This is a genomic window from Flavobacterium sp. CAU 1735, from assembly GCF_039888695.1.
Lineage (GTDB): Bacteria > Bacteroidota > Bacteroidia > Flavobacteriales > Flavobacteriaceae > Flavobacterium.
On the sequence record NZ_JBDQQQ010000010.1, the window covers coordinates 40,391 to 55,865 of the forward strand.

Genomic DNA, 15,475 nt, shown 5'->3' on the forward strand with positions numbered 1-15,475 from the left:
GCTTATACTAAGTTTCTTTTAATCATTTGTTTTTTATAGAAAGAACGCAGCATTCCGGCTAATAAAAACAATCCGACAAAAAGTACCGGCAAAATCAGTTTCATTTTACCATTAACCGATTTGGTATTGCGTACATTTATTGTGGAACTACTTTCTTTTATAATTTCTTTAAAATCATTCATCTGCACATTCAGATAGCCTAACTCATTTACCAATTGGTCTTTCGTTTTGATCACGTCATTTAACTGCGTGTTTTCATTATAGTAAACCAACTTATCACTTTTTTGTTGCGAACTGGTATTTTCCGAAAACTGGTTTAAAATCCCATTGATTTGGTTAACCGTTTCCTGATTTGTTTGAATTTTTAGCTCCAGATTTTTGATTTTTTCTTTCTGAACATTTTTATAATAATCACTATCGTTAAAGAACTTCATTAACGGTTCCAGTGTAGTATTTCTTTGTGTTAATCCATGCGTTAAAAAAGATATCGTGTGGAATTTATAATTCTTACTTGTGATTTTGTCTTCCAATATTTTTTGCATATCGTTGTCTTCAGCCATCAATTTAATCATCTGGAAGTTCTCTTCACTATTATCGATAAAACGATAAATATCGATGATGGGTTCAATTTCAATCTTCGATATTTTCTTAGGTTCTTTTATACCTAAACCAGTTAAAAACGTATAATCACGTTCTTTAATTTTTGCATTTAATAACTCTACTTTGGCATACAAATAATCAACACTTTCAAAATTAGGAATTACTATTATTTGATTGCTATATACTTTTTCTGATTTATCCAGATAAAATCCTAATCCTGCTCCTATAATAAACAAAATGGATATGATTATTATATTGCGTTTTAAAAATAAGACACCATCGAAAATCCAGTCTAAAAAGTACTGAAAGGCATTTCCAATTTTCTTGGAAACTTGTGACAAATCGATTTCCTGATCTTCTGAATGCGTCGCGTTAGAGTTATTATTCATAGTAAGTGATAGGTTTTATTTTATATTAAAAATTTGCTCTAAAATCTTAATCGTAATTAAATACGTTGGTTTAACTCCGGTTGTTCCTAATCCTCCCGAAGCTAATGTACTTCCAGTTTCCAATGGGTTATCCGATGCATAATACGCATAGCGTACTTTTACATTTGACGGGATACTTTTTCTAATTTTGGAAGCCGACTGAATGGCTTTCTGATAGTAGGCTCCTTCCATTTCCAGTCCAATCACACCCCAGGTCGATTCGTGGAAAAATTTTAACAGGTCTTTATTTTGTAACGATGTTCCTAATACCGTTATCATTGGTCCTGCAAAAACCGGAATCTCATTTCCTTCAAACATTTCGGCCGAAAGTTCATTGTCAAACGGATAGTTATCTCCTGTTCCTTCGTTGATATGTGCCGATGGAATCATGATGTCGCCTTTTCCTCCTTCTAAAATACCGGCTTTACCCATAATCGAAACCGATTCTACGTTCAGGAATACTTTTTCCTGTCCGTCTTTATACGGTTTTAATAGTTCGTCGATCGTTTCGTAGGCCTGCTCACCAAAGGCATAATCCATCACGATAATCACCGGATGTTCGCCTTCGACTTTTGCATTTGGAAATGCCGATTTGTTCCAGTCAATTTTTGCCGTATCGAAAATCTGAACGTCAATGTTCGTTCCCGAAGTATCCGGAAGCGAAATCATACCGTGTTTTATCGCGAATTCTTCCGCTTTCGCTCGTAAATCATTATTGGATGATTTGCTCAGTTCTTCGTAAATCACAAAATCCGACTGGTCTTTGAATTTTCCTTTTAATACGTGTGTCGCAAATAAGGAATTCATCACACTGTGCATATTCGCACTGATCACATGAATCGGACGGTGGATTAATTTATTTTTCAGTAAAACTTTTTTGATGTTGTTCGCCCAGATCTCTCCATGGATATGGTGTCCCAAACGTTCTCTCAGAATCGGGCTAAAAGTAATGGTTCGCTTGTTATTGTCGACCACCTCTTCTATCGCCAGTTTCCCTAACCAGTAAATGATGTGTAGAAAACGTTCCGGTGCTTGTTGGGTTGCAAAACTGTCGTAAATATCCAATACCTCAGCAAACGTTCTTCCTAAAATATTTGATACATGCGAAATCGCTTTTTCGCGTTCTACCAACGTCAGTTTTTTATTCTGAAGGATAACCTGCTCCAGTTTTTCCCAGTCACGTGTTAAACGACCATCTTCATCGATTAATACCCGGTCTTTGATTTTATGCGATTCGATAAAAATAAAAGTAAGGTGCGTTAAAATATCATAGATATCCGAACGGCCACGGGTAATTTCGATATTCATCTGCTCGTCATCGATACGGTAACAGTTTCGTCTTCTTTTTGGCGGTACTATCGCCTGAAAATGCGACTTCGAATACCCTTCATCCGAGGTCAGGTTGATATAACGGCATTCTTCAATACCAATGGGTAAACGCTCAATTACATATAGTAATCCGTTTAACTCTACTTTTTCTTCTGCAATCGTCCCATATATTTCCGGACGTAACGACAATAACGCTTCGCGTAAAGTTTCTCCCGAAATACCCATGGGTTTATAGAATCCTCTGTTAAACAAATGACGCATGGTAATGTACAAACGTTCAATTGCTGCCGATGATTCCTGTGCGCGTGAACGCGAAATGTTTTTAATCTCTTTCATATGCTTTCTATTTAGTAACCCACAAATGTAGGATTTTTATTTTTTAGTTTGTTAAAGTTAACTTTATCGCAAGTTCATTAAACTTGTTGTTATACTTCCCGATACCCGATTGGATTGGTTTGTCAAATCGCGACCATCGTCCCATCGTAAACCGCCAGGAAGTACTTTCTTCAGACGGTATTGTCCCTATTCTGGGTTCGTACCGGGTTCCGGAAAAGTTACTAACGGTATAACTCCCCGAAGCGGCATCATTTGATGCCATTTTAAAATCATATTTGTTTTCGTCGATAATAAGCCATTCGACGGCTACAAAGATGCCTTTTTTTCCGATTTCCAAATCATAGCCATCCAGTTTTACCACGGTGTTTTGTTTTCCTTTTGCCGCTTCGATCAGCAAAATTGTATCGGTTAGGTCTTTTCCCGGACTTCCATCTTCCGCTACTTCATAAAAATGCAGGATAAACTTTGCCGGATTCACTTCCGAGTCGGTCATGATCATCAACTCCTTAAGATAGGATGTTTTGGCACTGTTCCCATCAAACGGAAAATAGCGCGCTACAATCCACGGATTTTTTCCACTGGAAAAGAAATGGTTGATTCCTCCTTTTTTATAATCGCCAACGGTTATCGTTTTATTGCCTTTTTTTCCGGCAATCATAACTTCCTGAAGCTGTAACGGACGCTGCTTTAACACAACGTTGGCCGCTTCGGTACCTTTTACTTTCGCTGTTTCATAGCCCAACGCACTGAACACTAAAACCTTCTCCGGATTTTTCTCGAAAATAGTAAAATCTCCGTTCCCATCGGCTGTTGTTCCGTTATTTTCATCCTCAACCCAGATATTCACATAGGCGACCGGTTGTTGGTTTTCGTCAACGACAGTTCCTCGTATTTGTGCCGAACTACTTATCGAAAGGAACAATAGAAAAAATAACGCCTTATACATTATTCTTTCTTCAGTTTATCGGCAATTTTCCGATCGTTCGAAAGGCGCGGTAATTTATTTTGGCCACCCAGTTTTCCTTCGGACTTCATATATTCCTGAAATGCATTTCTGGCTACTTTTGTCACAACCACCGTTCGCAATACATTTCCTGAAATCAAATCGTCATAATAGACGTTTTGTGCCCGCATGGCTTTGTCTAGTTTTTGTTCGAATATGACCATGTCTTCCGGTTCCTGTTCAAATTCAATCAGCCATTCGTGATACGGTAAACCTTCGGTCGGTGTAATTTGCGGCGCTACGGTAAACTCATTAACCCGTACATCGGTATTTTCCATCGCTTCTTTTAACGCGGCTTCTACTTCTTTTCCGATCACGTGTTCACCAAATGCAGAAATATAATGTTTGATGCGTCCCGAAACCAGTACCCGATACGGTTGCAAACTCGTAAATTGAATGGTATCGCCTATATTATAAGACCATAATCCGGCGTTTGTAGAAATGATCAAAACATAATTGATTCCCAGTGCTACTTCACCTATGGTATAGCGTTTTGGGTTTTCCTGGAAAAATTCGTCACTTTTGATAAACTCGTAAAAGATACCCGAATTCAACAACAGTAGCATTCCTTTTTCTTTCTGGGTGTCCTGATAGGCAAAAAAGCCTTCGGAAGCCGGAAATAATTCAATACTGTCGACTTTGCGTCCAATCAGGTTTTCGAATTTCGCCCGATAGGGTTCGTAATTCACGCCACCGTAGATAAACAGGTTAAAGTTTTTAAAGATTTCGCCTACCGGTTTATTGCCTTTTTCTTTTAGTTTTTCAAAATACATCTGTACCCACGACGGAATTCCGGAGATGACCGTCATGTTTTCGTGGAAGGTTTCCTCTACTATCGCGTCGACTTTGGTTTCCCAATCTTCAATACAGTTGGTTTCCCAGCTTGGCATCCGGTTTTTTTGTAAATATTTCGGAACATAATGCGCCACAATCCCTGAAAGTCGGCCCAGTTTGATTCCGTTTTTCTCGTCCAATACCGGACTTCCCTGTAAAAAAATCATTTTGCCGTCTACAAACGATGCGTTTCCGGTTTCATGGATATAATGTAAAATGGCATTCCGTGCCGCTTCAATATGATACGGCATCGATTCTTTTGTTAGCGGAATGTATTTGGCTCCGGAAGTCGTTCCGGACGTCTTGGCCAGGTATAACGGTTTTCCTTTCCATAATACGTCAGCCTCACCTGTTAACATCTTGTCGATATAAGGTCGCAGTTGTTCATAATCGCGAACCGGTACCTGTTTCTGGAAATCGTCTACCGATGTGAACGTCTCAAACTGATGGTCTTTTCCAAATTGGGTGTTTTGAGCCGAACGAATCAGTTCCCAAAATATTTTTTGTTGGGTTGCAACCGGATTGTCCGCCCATTTTCGCGTATTCTTATAAATTTTTCCAGCTAGTACTTTAGCAACAATCGATTTTATCGACATTTGATTTTATTTAGGATTATCGGCAAACTTTTTTTTCAATGCTTTTTCGGTTCGGTATATCAGAATAAAAACAAAAAGCAATACCAGAGCCATACTTATAACGAATTCACCATTCTTTAGGCTGGGCCATATCAAAGGTGTCATTGCCAGTACTATCAATATACCACCACTTTTGATCAATTCTATCGCGGAATATTTTTGTGCAAATTGCCATCGTTCCGGCGATTTCATAGAACCCGATGTACGGTATCCGTATAAACTGTTTATTTTTTTAGGCGGAAAACAATACTGAATTAGCCCGGCAAGGATAAAAATTCCACCACATAATAAAGGTAACTGTAACAGATTTGTTGTCCACTCCATAGTTAGGTTATTCAAAATCAATAAACTGAGTCGGATCGATCGGATAACCGTCTTTCCAGAGTTCAAAGTGTAATTGTACATCCGGATAGGTTCCGGTAATTCCGGCCAAAGCAATCACTTCTCCGGATTTAACCACATCCCCTTCCGATTTGGTTAAGGATGCCGCTCGTTTATAAACCGAAATAATCCCGTCGTTATGTCTGATGATGATCACCTGTCCGTTGGTTGGCGTCCAATCGGAAAAAACAACCGTCCCGTTTGCAATCGATTTAATCGGTGTATTTTTTGTCAGCGCAACACTAATATTATAATGTTTGTTTTTGGAATTGTATTTTTCTACAATATGTCCTTTTACCGGTGGCAATAAAACCAGATTTACCCTTGGTTTGGCTTTTTCGAAAACATTGTATTTGTCTTCCAGTCGAACCTGTTCCCGTAGTTTTAAATCGGTTTGCGACGGATTCAGATCCGCGACCTCCGTGTTTTTGTCTTCTACCTTAATGGAATCTTTGTTTAACTTGGCATAGTCCAGATCGCCGGTAAGCACTTTTTTAATCGACTCCACATACAGGTTGTTCTGCCGGATCACTTGTTCCAACGAATCGGATTTTATGGCCAGTTGTGTGGCTTCCTTTTTAAGTTTGGTCGAAGAATAACCCGGGATGTATTCCCGTAAAGGTGTAAAGGCAATAATAAACGTGGTGGCGGTAATCAGGAATATCGTAGATACGGTGAGACTCACAAAAACGTTCATCAGATTTAACTTCAGAGAAAATATCTCTTCAAACGTATCTTCATTCAATATAACCAATCGGTTTTTATTGAATAATTTCTTTTTTAAAAGCTGTCGTTTTAGTCGCTTCGCAGACATTATATTCTTTTAATTCACAAATATAATAATTTAATACCGGCTTTCTTAACCCTGCACCTATATTGATTTTTGTGATTTAGGTTAAAGAAATCCTAAATTTAGCCCCTTATCTTTAAAAAGCCTCAATTATTTATTCGTCTAATTGTATTTATACCTAACTTTGTTCTCTCGATTTACGAATTAATTTTTTGAAATAATAAACACAGTAACAATGGGAAAGCTTGGTGCAACAGAAATAATCCTGATCGTAGTGGTAATTGTACTTTTATTCGGTGGTAAAAAAATTCCTGAACTAATGAAAGGTTTGGGTTCCGGAATTAAAGAATTCAAAAATGCTGCTAAGGACGATCAACCTTCCGCTCCTAAGAAAGACGAAACCAAAGAGTAATTTTTTGTAATACTTTTTTTTAGAGGCTGTAAAAGTAAACGACTTTTTAAAAACAAAAGAGGCTGTTTATTTTTTACAGCCTCTTTTTATTTGTCTTTACAGTATCATGCTTAACTGTATTCGTTTGCGGTCTTCGTCGACTTCGGTCACTTTTACCTGTACGTGCTGGTGTAGTTTTACCACTTCGTTTACATCGCTCACAAATCCTTCTTTGAGCTGGGAAATATGAACCAATCCGCTTTCCTTGATTCCGATATCCACAAAACATCCGAAATTGGTAATATTATTTACAATTCCCGGTAATACCATTCCGGTGCGCAAATCCCGGATCGTTTTAACATTGGCATCAAACTCAAATACTTTGGCCGCTTTCCTCGGATCCAGTCCCGGTTTTTCCAACTCTTTTATAATGTCTTTTAAACTTAAAAGTCCAACCGCATCGGTGACGTAGTTTTCCAATGGTATCGCACTTATTTTTTCTTTGTTGGCAATCAAATCGTTAACCGATATTTTAAGGTCTTTTGCCATTTTTTCAACAATTCCGTAGGCTTCCGGATGTACCGCAGAATTGTCCAATGGGTTTTTTGCATTCGTGATTCGGATAAAAGCCGCCGCCTGTTGAAAGGCTTTTTCACCCAGTCGCGGTACTTTTTTTAGTTGGTTCCGACTTTCGAAAGCGCCGTTTTCCGATCGGTACGTCACAATGTTTTCGGCCATCTTCTCGCCTATTCCGGACACATAACTCAACAACGATTTACTCGCCGTATTGAGGTTAATTCCAACGGAGTTTACACAACGGGTAACCACGGTATCTAATTCGCTTTTAAGCTGCGTCTGATCGACATCATGTTGGTACTGCCCTACTCCTATCGATTTCGGGTCGATTTTTACCAGTTCGGCCAACGGATCCGATAATCGTCTTCCGATCGATACGGCACCACGTACGGTAACATCGTAATTCGGAAATTCGTCACGGGCAATTTTGGACGCCGAATATACCGACGCTCCGGCTTCGCTTACCACAAATACCTGTATCGGCTTGTCGAAAGCTATTTTTTTAATAAAAAATTCCGTTTCCCTGGAAGCTGTTCCATTTCCAATCGAAATCGCATCGACCTTATAGGAATTGACCATCGAGCGGATTTTTTTCATTGCCATCGCGGTGTCATTTTGTGGCGCATGCGGGAAAATGGTTTCGTTATATAACAAATCCCCTTTTTCGTCCAGACAAACCACCTTACATCCGGTTCGGAATCCCGGGTCGATTGCCAGAATCCGTTTTTCACCCAATGGCGGTGCCAGTAGCAATTGATTTAAATTTCCGGCGAATACCTGAATCGAACTTGCATCAGCTTTCGCTTTCGCTTCCTGTAAGGTTTCGTTCGAAATCGCCGGTTCCAGTAATCTTTTATAACTGTCGCCAATCGCTTTTTTGAGATGCGTGGCCGTCTCTTTCTTGTTTTTAATGATGTTTTCTTCGATAAACTCCAGCGCTTCCTCCTGTTCGATATCGACTTTTAATTTGATATAGCCTTCGTTTTCCGCACGTAACATGGCCAGTAAACGATGTGACGGTGCTTTGGTTATCGGTTCCGACCATTCGAAGTATTGTTCGAATTTTTTGGCACCTTCTTCGTCTTTTTTCGCTTTTACCACTTTGGTTTCGATCACGGCTTTACGCTGGAACATTCTTCGCAGATTTTTACGGATATACATGTTTTCATTAATCCATTCGGCTACAATATCACGCGCACCCTGAAGTGCTTCGTCTTCATTCCCCACTTTGTCATTCAGGTATTTCGATGCGATATAATCGAGATCATCGGCATTTTGTGCCATGATAATTTTAGCCAGCGGTTCCAATCCGTTTTCACGGGCTACGTCGGCTTTGGTTTTTCTTTTTTTCTTATACGGAAGGTAAAAATCTTCCAATTCGTTCAGGTCGAAACTATTGGTTATTTTCTGTTTCAGTTCCGGTGTTAAAGCATCCTGTTCCGCAATGGATTTTAAAATGGCCTCTTTTCGTTTAATAATGGCTTCGAAAGCCGCATTTAATTTGGCAATCTGTTCAATAACAACCTCATCCAGATTTCCGGTTTTGTCTTTTCGGTAACGGGCAATAAAGGGTATCGTACAATCTTCTGCCAAAAGCTGTAAGGTACTTTCTATGTTCTTTGGAGCCGTCGAAACATGCTTTAGTATATACTCAATATTCGTCATCCTATAAATAAATTGCTTGTTAAAATGTCGCAAACCCTGTTTTTAAAAAACGGATTGTGCAGGCTAAAATACTATCTTTGGCAGAAATTTTATAACAATGCAGCCATTATTCTGTTATGTCCTCAGCATGAATGTTTTCGCTTTTGTTGTTTTTGGCATCGATAAATGGCTGGCGGTTACCCAACGAAAACGGATATCCGAAAAAAAATTGCTGGCTATTAGTTTTATTGGTGGAAGTATCGGTGCTATAGGTGCGATGCTGCTTTTTCGGCATAAAATAGCAAAACCGTCTTTTCTATGGAAATTTTCGGTGTTGCTGGTTTTGCAAATCGGAATACTGATGCTGCTCAAACATTATTTTGATCTTTGATATTATCATTTGATCATAATAAAAACCGTCCGGAAAAATTCCGCTGAAATCTATATATTTGTCCAATCCCTTACTAAATTCAAGACATTTTGATACCGAATCTTACAAAAAATAAGTTTTCCCGGTTTTCTTTTCTGCTACAACCCAAATATATTTTTGGTCTACTCGTGGCAGTGGCGGCTTTAATCGCTATTAAACAGTATAACCACGGCAGTTATAATAATTATTCGATTTTTAAATATACGTTCTGGCATTTAATCGAATCCAAATCGCTTTATGCGCATTATCCCGACGAATACTGGGATCGAAATCACTATGGCCCTGTTTTTGCCTTATTTATCGCTCCTTTTGCGCTATTACCGGATTATTTGGGAATGCTGTTATGGAATGTATGCAGTGTACTTGTTTTTGCTTTCGGAATTAAAAGTTTACCGCTTTCGAATAAAGTAAAGGCTATTATCGCGCTAATCTGCGCCAATGAACTGATTACGGCTTTGCTAAGTTTTCAGTTTAATATTTTCCTGACGGGTGCTATTCTGATTGCCTTTTCCTATACGCTAAAAAACAAAAACGGAATCGCTACTTTTCCTATTATAAGTTGTACAATGATCAAATTATATGGAATCGTTGGCCTGGCGTTTTTCTTTTTTACGCAGAAAAAAATTCAGTTTATCCTTGGGCTTATTTTTTGGGCTGTTGTACTTTTTGTGGTACCGATGCTTTTGTCGTCGCCTAAGTTTATTATCGATACCTACGTAGAATGGTTCAATACCCTGGTTTATAAAAATTCGTCGAATATCAGTCTGGATTCGTATCAGGATATTTCCTTTATGGGAATGGTTCGACGGACTTTGGGCGATCCTACCATTCCGAATACTCCGTTTTTACTGGGCGGTGTATTGCTTTTCGGTGCAACTTATCTCCGAATAAAACAATTTCAATTCCTGGAGTTTCGTTTGTTATTACTGGCATCGACCTTGATTTTTACCGTAATTTTTAGCAGTGGCTCCGAATCGCCTACTTATATCATTGCGTTTACCGGTGTGGCCATCTGGTTTATGCGTAAATCGCAACATTCCAAATGGGAGATCGCCTTACTGATTTTTGCGATTTTACTAACATCCTTATCGCCAACGGATCTGTTTCCGAAAGCTGCCCGTGTTTTTATCCGCAATCATGCGTTAAAAGCTTTACCTTGCGTTATCATTTGGTTTACAATAATTTATGAAATGCTTACAAAAGATTTCAACCCTAAATCCGTTACCGTATGCGAAAATTAGTCTCTATTGTAATTCCTGCTTACAACGAAGCGGATAATATCCGGAATATCTTTACAAACATTCATTCTGTTTTTAGTACGTTGCCGTATAACTGGGAGGTTATTTTTGTGGACGATGGGAGTAGGGATGAAACACTGGTTACCGTAAAAGAACTGGCAAACAATTATAATAATGCTTATTTTTTGGAATTTTCCAAGAATTTCGGACATCAACTGGCGGTAAAAGCCGGTTTGGACAATGCCTATGGTGATTGTGTGATTTCATTGGACTGCGATGCGCAACATCCACCGGAAATCATTCCTGAAATGCTTCAAAAATGGGAGGAAGGTTTTGATATTGTGTACACCATTCGTGAGGAAGACAAACGACTTTCGAAAGCCAAAAGAAGCAGTTCGAATCTTTTTTATAAACTGGTTAATTCCCTTTCGGATATCGAACTCGAAGCCGGTACTGCCGATTTCAGACTGATGGATCGTACTGTAGTAAATGTGTTCCGAAACTTTCATGAAACCGAACCGTTTTTAAGAGGACTTACCAAATGGCTTGGTTTTAAACAATATGGTATCCGCTATGAACCGGCCGAACGTTTTGCCGGTACTAGTAAATATTCCTTTAAAAAAATGGTCCGCCTAGCCTTACATGGTGTGACTTCTTTTAGCATAAAACCTTTATATACTGCTGTTTATGTAGGGTTGATCATGTCTCTGTTATCGCTATTGTATATCCCATATGTGGTATATGCATTTTATAATCATATTGAAGTTTCCGGTTGGGCATCTATTATTATTACCATTGTTTTCTTTGGTGGTTTACAGCTTATCATGCTGGGAATTATTGGTATTTATGTAGGTAAGATGTTTATGCAAACTAAAAACCGACCGAATTATATTATCCGTTCTACCAATTTAAAAGATCAGTCATGATTTTATTAAGTTTTGATATTGAAGAATTCGACATGCCGTTCGAATACGGAAAAGACATCTCATTCGATGATCAGATTCAGTTATCTATTACCGGTTCGCATGCAATATTGGATATTCTCCAAAAACATCAGGTAAAAGCGACGTTCTTTAGTACGGCCACTTTTGCTATTAATGCACCCGAAATTATCGAACGTATTAAAAGGGAAGGGCATGAGCTGGCTTCACATACGTATTACCATTCCAATTTTGAAGTACCGCATTTAAAGGAATCCAAAGAAAAACTGGAAGAATTGTCCGGTATGACCGTGACCGGTTTCCGTATGCCGCGCATGATGCCGGTAGACGAAAAAGAAGTGGCCAAAGCCGGATATCTTTATAACAGTTCGATTAATCCGACTTATCTTCCCGGAAGGTATAACAACCTGCATATTTCCCGGACCTATTATAAGAAAGACAACGTTTTGCAAATACCGGCTTCAGTGAGTCCATTGGTACGGTTTCCGCTTTTCTGGCTGTCGTTTCACAATCTTCCGTTGGGTTTGTATAGCCGCATTGCCAAATGGACCTATAAAAAAGATAAGTACCTCAACATTTATTTCCATCCGTGGGAGTTTACCGATCTGGACGATTTCGAACGTTTTGGATTCCCGGGTTATGTCCGTAAAAATACCGGTGTAAAAATGGAAAACCGATTGGATCAGTTTATTTCGAATATGAAAAAAAGCAAGTTACCATTCGGTACTTTTCAGGAGTTTATTAAAGATATTCTCTAAAATACACTAAGCCGCTACACCTGACAGGTTTTAAAAACCTGTCAGGTGTGCTTAACAAATAGAAAAGGCTTCCAAATGGAAGCCTTTTTATTATAACCCTATCGGGTCTTTTCTCTTTTCTCTTTATTCTCTGGTCTATTGACAAACCGGGATTTTATTCACACGATTGGCATGACGTCCGCCTTCAAAAGCCGTTGCCAAAAAGGTATCCACCATTTCGATAGTCTGTTGAATCGAGGTAAATCGCGCCGGAATACTGATAATATTCGCATCGTTATGCTGACGTGCCAATGCCGCAATTTCTTTTGTCCAGCATAAAGCCGCACGGATTCCCTGGTGTTTGTTAACCGTAATCGCGATACCGTTTCCGCTTCCGCAGATTACAATACCAAAATCGGCTCTTCCTTCTGTAACATCCAATGCAACCGGGTGACCGAAATCGGGATAATCCACACTATCAAAAGTGTCTGTCCCATGATTCGTTACCGTATGACCCTGGGCTTCCAGATGTTTTAAAATCGCTTGTTTATAGTCCGGACCGGCATGGTCGTTCCCAATTGAAATTCTCATTGTGTTGTTGTTTATTTGTTTACTGCAAAGTTAGCAAAGAATACTGTTAAACAATTTTTAAATTGGTGTCGTCGTTTAATTTTTTAAGAATCGCCCGTACGGCTTCAATATCATCCGGATGTACTTTTAGTTTAATTCCTCCCAAAGCCTGCGAATACATAGGCGCAATGTTCATCATCGTCTCATTTTCAAAAAAATAACGGATTTCCTGTTGCTCCAATAAATGCTTTAGCACGGCAATTTCGTGCGGATAATCAAAAACGGCTACCGTAACAAATTCATTCATCGTTTAAAGGTTTTGCTAAAGATACAAAAGTTATTATTTCTATAATTCTTATTCTTTCTTCCCCGATTGTGAATACTAATTCGTAATTTTAGCAGTATATTAGAAAAGAATTTATGAGTAAGAAACACAAAAAGTTAGGTAATAAAGGGAAAGATTTTTCTGCAAAAATTTTTAAAATCCTTTCCAAAGATCCTAACAAAACATTCAACTACAAACAAATAGCTGCTGTTTTGGAACTGAATGATACCCAAAGTCGGAATGAAATCATCAAAGAATTAAAATACCTTACCTCCAAAGAAAAGATCGAAGAAGTGGACCGCGGTAAATACCGTATCATCACAAAAGCTGATTATTTTGAAGGGGTAATCGATATGACCAGTCGGAAAACGGCTTATTTTGTTTGTCCGGATCTGGAAGACGATGTCTTTATCCCAACCAATAATCTGAATCATTCTCTGGATGGCGATAAGGTAAAAATTTATATCTACAATCGCAGAAAAGGACGCAGACCGGAAGGGGAAGTCGTTGAAATTATCGAACGCAAAAAAACCGATTTTGTTGGTGTGATCGATATCCAAAAGAACTTTGCTTTTGTGACGTCAGCCAATCCGAAAATGTATACCGATATCTTTATCCCGAAAGAAAAAATGGGAGAGGCGCAAAACGGGGATGTCGTTCTGGTTCATATCGAAGACTGGCCGGCTAAAGCCGATAGTCCGTTTGGAGTGGTTACAAAAGTATTGGGAAAACCAGGCGAACACAATACCGAAATCCATGCGATCCTTGCGGAATACGGACTACCATACGATTTCCCGATAGAGGTGGAGGCCTATGCCAAAAAACTGGATACTTCCATTCAGGAAAGCGAAATTCTAAAACGCCGCGATATGCGGAATACGCTTACATTTACAATCGACCCGAAAGATGCCAAGGATTTTGACGACGCCTTGTCGTTCGAAAAACTTCCAAATGGAAACTATGAAATCGGAATCCATATTGCCGATGTTTCCCATTATGTTCAGGAAGGAACCGTATTGGACGATGAAGCGTACCAACGAGCGACTTCCGTTTATCTGGTCGATCGTGTAGTGCCAATGCTTCCGGAAGTGCTTTCCAATTTTGCCTGTTCACTACGTCCACACGAAGAGAAATATACCTTTTCGGCCGTTTTTGAACTGAATGAAAAAGCCGAATTGGTTAACCAGTGGTTTGGTCGAACGGTAACCTATTCCGACCAGCGTTTTGCTTATGAAGAAGCGCAACACATTATCGAAACCGAAGGAAATCAGATTCCGGCCGAAATTTCGCTTACCGGAAACGAGTATACTGTCGATGCGCCTATAGTGGAAGCGACGCTAAAACTAAACGAACTGGCTAAGATCCTTAGAAAAAAACGAATGCAAAACGGTGCTATTTCATTCGATAAAGTAGAAGTAAAATTCCACCTGAACGAAAATGCCGAACCAACCGGAGTGTATTTTAAAGTCGCCAAAGATGCCAACCATCTGATCGAAGAATTTATGTTGCTGGCCAATCGAAAGGTGGCGGAATTTATCGGAAAACAAAAGAAAACGTTTGTGTATCGTATCCACGATGAACCGGATCAGGACAAGTTGATCAACTTACAAACCGTAATCGCTAAATTCGGTTATTCGATCAATTTTAAATCCAAAGATGCCATTTCAAAATCGCTGAATACGTTGTTGGAAGATGTACAGGGCAAAAAAGAACAAAATCTGGTTGATACTCTGGCCATTCGCAGTATGAGCAAAGCCAGTTATTCTACCGAAAACATAGGTCATTACGGACTAGCTTTCGATTATTATTCGCATTTTACATCTCCAATTCGTCGTTATCCCGATGTTATGGCACACCGTTTGCTACAACATTACCTCGATGGCGGCGCTTCGGCCGATGCGGAAGTATATGAGGAAAAATGTATGCATTCCTCTACTATGGAAAGTCTGGCAGCCAATGCCGAACGCGACAGTATCAAGTATATGCAGGTGAAGTATATGCAGGATCATAAAGACGAAGAGTTTTTGGGCGTTATTTCCGGTGTGACCGAATGGGGTATTTATGTGGAAATTGTTGAAAATAAGTGCGAAGGAATGGTACGTATCCGCGAAATCCGCGACGATTACTATACGTTCGACGAAAAACAATATGCTTTGGTTGGCGAAATTTCACATAATATCATCCAATTGGGCGACGAAGTCATCGTAAAAGTTAAAAATGCCGATCTGGTTAAAAAACAACTGGATTTTCATTTTATCAAAAAGAAAGATTCGTAACATTTTAAAAA

The 15,475-nt window shown here is 39.1% G+C and carries 15 protein-coding genes; 6 read left to right on the plus strand and 9 right to left on the minus strand.

What is annotated here, in order from left to right; translation table 11 throughout:
• Positions 1 to 2 precede the first annotated feature (2 nt).
• Genes AAFN64_RS17015 through AAFN64_RS17040 form a run of 6 tightly spaced genes read right to left on the minus strand, consistent with a single transcriptional unit; the run spans position 3 to position 6,360 of the window.
• On the minus strand, positions 3 to 989 hold the full coding sequence (locus tag AAFN64_RS17015) for a hypothetical protein (RefSeq protein WP_347761396.1): 987 nt from the start codon (positions 987 to 989) through the stop codon (positions 3 to 5).
• 15 nt (positions 990 to 1,004) lie between these two features.
• The gene (locus AAFN64_RS17020) at positions 1,005 to 2,693 is read right to left on the minus strand and encodes a hypothetical protein (protein ID WP_347761397.1); all 1,689 of its coding nucleotides are present in this window, start codon (positions 2,691 to 2,693) and stop codon (positions 1,005 to 1,007) included.
• Positions 2,694 to 2,736: 43 nt separating this feature from the next.
• Positions 2,737 to 3,639 carry a carboxypeptidase-like regulatory domain-containing protein gene (locus AAFN64_RS17025; RefSeq protein ID WP_347761398.1) on the minus strand — a complete coding sequence of 301 codons (903 nt, stop codon included), beginning with the start codon at positions 3,637 to 3,639 and terminating at the stop codon, positions 2,737 to 2,739.
• Entirely contained in the window at positions 3,639 to 5,126 is a 1,488-nt protein-coding gene (locus tag AAFN64_RS17030; RefSeq protein WP_347761399.1) for a GH3 auxin-responsive promoter family protein, read from the minus strand. Before AAFN64_RS17030 ends, AAFN64_RS17025 begins: the two co-directional genes overlap by 1 nt.
• A gap of 6 nt (positions 5,127 to 5,132) precedes the next feature.
• Entirely contained in the window at positions 5,133 to 5,489 is a 357-nt protein-coding gene (locus AAFN64_RS17035) for an SdpI family protein (RefSeq protein ID WP_347761400.1), read from the minus strand.
• Between the two features lie 7 nt (positions 5,490 to 5,496).
• Complete coding sequence (locus AAFN64_RS17040) at positions 5,497 to 6,360, minus strand: M23 family metallopeptidase (RefSeq protein WP_300488781.1); 864 nt, start codon at positions 6,358 to 6,360, stop codon at positions 5,497 to 5,499.
• 211 nt (positions 6,361 to 6,571) lie between these two features.
• Between AAFN64_RS17040 and tatA the strand changes: the two genes are divergently transcribed.
• The gene (tatA, locus tag AAFN64_RS17045; RefSeq protein WP_136404332.1) at positions 6,572 to 6,748 is read left to right on the plus strand and encodes a twin-arginine translocase TatA/TatE family subunit; all 177 of its coding nucleotides are present in this window, start codon (positions 6,572 to 6,574) and stop codon (positions 6,746 to 6,748) included.
• Positions 6,749 to 6,844: 96 nt separating this feature from the next.
• On the opposite strand, the gene AAFN64_RS17050 is transcribed toward tatA, so the two are convergent.
• Positions 6,845 to 8,968 (minus strand): Tex family protein, encoded by a 2,124-nt coding sequence (locus AAFN64_RS17050; RefSeq protein ID WP_347761401.1) that lies wholly within the window; start codon positions 8,966 to 8,968, stop codon positions 6,845 to 6,847.
• Positions 8,969 to 9,065: 97 nt separating this feature from the next.
• Here AAFN64_RS17050 and AAFN64_RS17055 point away from each other — a divergent pair, with 97 nt between their 5' ends.
• The 4 genes from AAFN64_RS17055 to AAFN64_RS17070 all read left to right on the plus strand — a co-directional run bounded on the left by AAFN64_RS17055 (position 9,066) and on the right by AAFN64_RS17070 (position 12,314).
• Entirely contained in the window at positions 9,066 to 9,338 is a 273-nt protein-coding gene (locus tag AAFN64_RS17055; protein ID WP_347761402.1) for a DUF1294 domain-containing protein, read from the plus strand.
• 89 nt (positions 9,339 to 9,427) lie between these two features.
• Positions 9,428 to 10,618, plus strand: a complete 1,191-nt coding sequence (locus tag AAFN64_RS17060) for a glycosyltransferase family 87 protein (RefSeq protein ID WP_347761403.1) — start codon at positions 9,428 to 9,430, stop codon at positions 10,616 to 10,618.
• Positions 10,606 to 11,541 carry a glycosyltransferase family 2 protein gene (locus AAFN64_RS17065; protein WP_347761404.1) on the plus strand — a complete coding sequence of 312 codons (936 nt, stop codon included), beginning with the start codon at positions 10,606 to 10,608 and terminating at the stop codon, positions 11,539 to 11,541. The genes AAFN64_RS17060 and AAFN64_RS17065 overlap by 13 nt, the downstream gene beginning before the upstream one ends.
• The gene (locus AAFN64_RS17070) at positions 11,538 to 12,314 is read left to right on the plus strand and encodes a polysaccharide deacetylase family protein (protein ID WP_300488767.1); all 777 of its coding nucleotides are present in this window, start codon (positions 11,538 to 11,540) and stop codon (positions 12,312 to 12,314) included. Before AAFN64_RS17065 ends, AAFN64_RS17070 begins: the two co-directional genes overlap by 4 nt.
• A 135-nt stretch (positions 12,315 to 12,449) precedes the next feature.
• On the opposite strand, the gene rpiB is transcribed toward AAFN64_RS17070, so the two are convergent.
• On the minus strand, positions 12,450 to 12,884 hold the full coding sequence (gene rpiB / locus AAFN64_RS17075; protein WP_347067154.1) for a ribose 5-phosphate isomerase B: 435 nt from the start codon (positions 12,882 to 12,884) through the stop codon (positions 12,450 to 12,452).
• Positions 12,885 to 12,930: 46 nt separating this feature from the next.
• The gene (locus AAFN64_RS17080) at positions 12,931 to 13,170 is read right to left on the minus strand and encodes a DUF2007 domain-containing protein (RefSeq protein WP_136404338.1); all 240 of its coding nucleotides are present in this window, start codon (positions 13,168 to 13,170) and stop codon (positions 12,931 to 12,933) included.
• 113 nt (positions 13,171 to 13,283) lie between these two features.
• Between AAFN64_RS17080 and rnr the strand changes: the two genes are divergently transcribed.
• A complete protein-coding gene (gene rnr, locus AAFN64_RS17085; RefSeq protein ID WP_300488758.1) occupies positions 13,284 to 15,464 on the plus strand; it encodes a ribonuclease R in 2,181 nt (726 codons plus the stop codon).
• Positions 15,465 to 15,475 lie beyond the last annotated feature (11 nt).

What these genes read in the sequence shown, in the direction of transcription:
- AAFN64_RS17050 (WP_347761401.1), bottom strand. Translation starts at nt 8,968, where the DNA reads ATGACGAATATTGAGTATATACTAAAGCATGTTTCGACGGCTCCAAAG.
- AAFN64_RS17030 (WP_347761399.1), bottom strand. Translation starts at nt 5,126, where the DNA reads ATGTCGATAAAATCGATTGTTGCTAAAGTACTAGCTGGAAAAATTTAT.
- AAFN64_RS17055 (WP_347761402.1), top strand. Translation starts at nt 9,066, where the DNA reads ATGCAGCCATTATTCTGTTATGTCCTCAGCATGAATGTTTTCGCTTTT.
- AAFN64_RS17070 (WP_300488767.1), top strand. Translation starts at nt 11,538, where the DNA reads ATGATTTTATTAAGTTTTGATATTGAAGAATTCGACATGCCGTTCGAA.
- AAFN64_RS17025 (WP_347761398.1), bottom strand. Translation starts at nt 3,639, where the DNA reads ATGTATAAGGCGTTATTTTTTCTATTGTTCCTTTCGATAAGTAGTTCG.
- AAFN64_RS17035 (WP_347761400.1), bottom strand. Translation starts at nt 5,489, where the DNA reads ATGGAGTGGACAACAAATCTGTTACAGTTACCTTTATTATGTGGTGGA.
- AAFN64_RS17015 (WP_347761396.1), bottom strand. Translation starts at nt 989, where the DNA reads ATGAATAATAACTCTAACGCGACGCATTCAGAAGATCAGGAAATCGAT.
- AAFN64_RS17040 (WP_300488781.1), bottom strand. Translation starts at nt 6,360, where the DNA reads ATGTCTGCGAAGCGACTAAAACGACAGCTTTTAAAAAAGAAATTATTC.
- rpiB (WP_347067154.1), bottom strand. Translation starts at nt 12,884, where the DNA reads ATGAGAATTTCAATTGGGAACGACCATGCCGGTCCGGACTATAAACAA.
- AAFN64_RS17080 (WP_136404338.1), bottom strand. Translation starts at nt 13,170, where the DNA reads ATGAATGAATTTGTTACGGTAGCCGTTTTTGATTATCCGCACGAAATT.
- rnr (WP_300488758.1), top strand. Translation starts at nt 13,284, where the DNA reads ATGAGTAAGAAACACAAAAAGTTAGGTAATAAAGGGAAAGATTTTTCT.
- tatA (WP_136404332.1), top strand. Translation starts at nt 6,572, where the DNA reads ATGGGAAAGCTTGGTGCAACAGAAATAATCCTGATCGTAGTGGTAATT.
- AAFN64_RS17065 (WP_347761404.1), top strand. Translation starts at nt 10,606, where the DNA reads ATGCGAAAATTAGTCTCTATTGTAATTCCTGCTTACAACGAAGCGGAT.
- AAFN64_RS17020 (WP_347761397.1), bottom strand. Translation starts at nt 2,693, where the DNA reads ATGAAAGAGATTAAAAACATTTCGCGTTCACGCGCACAGGAATCATCG.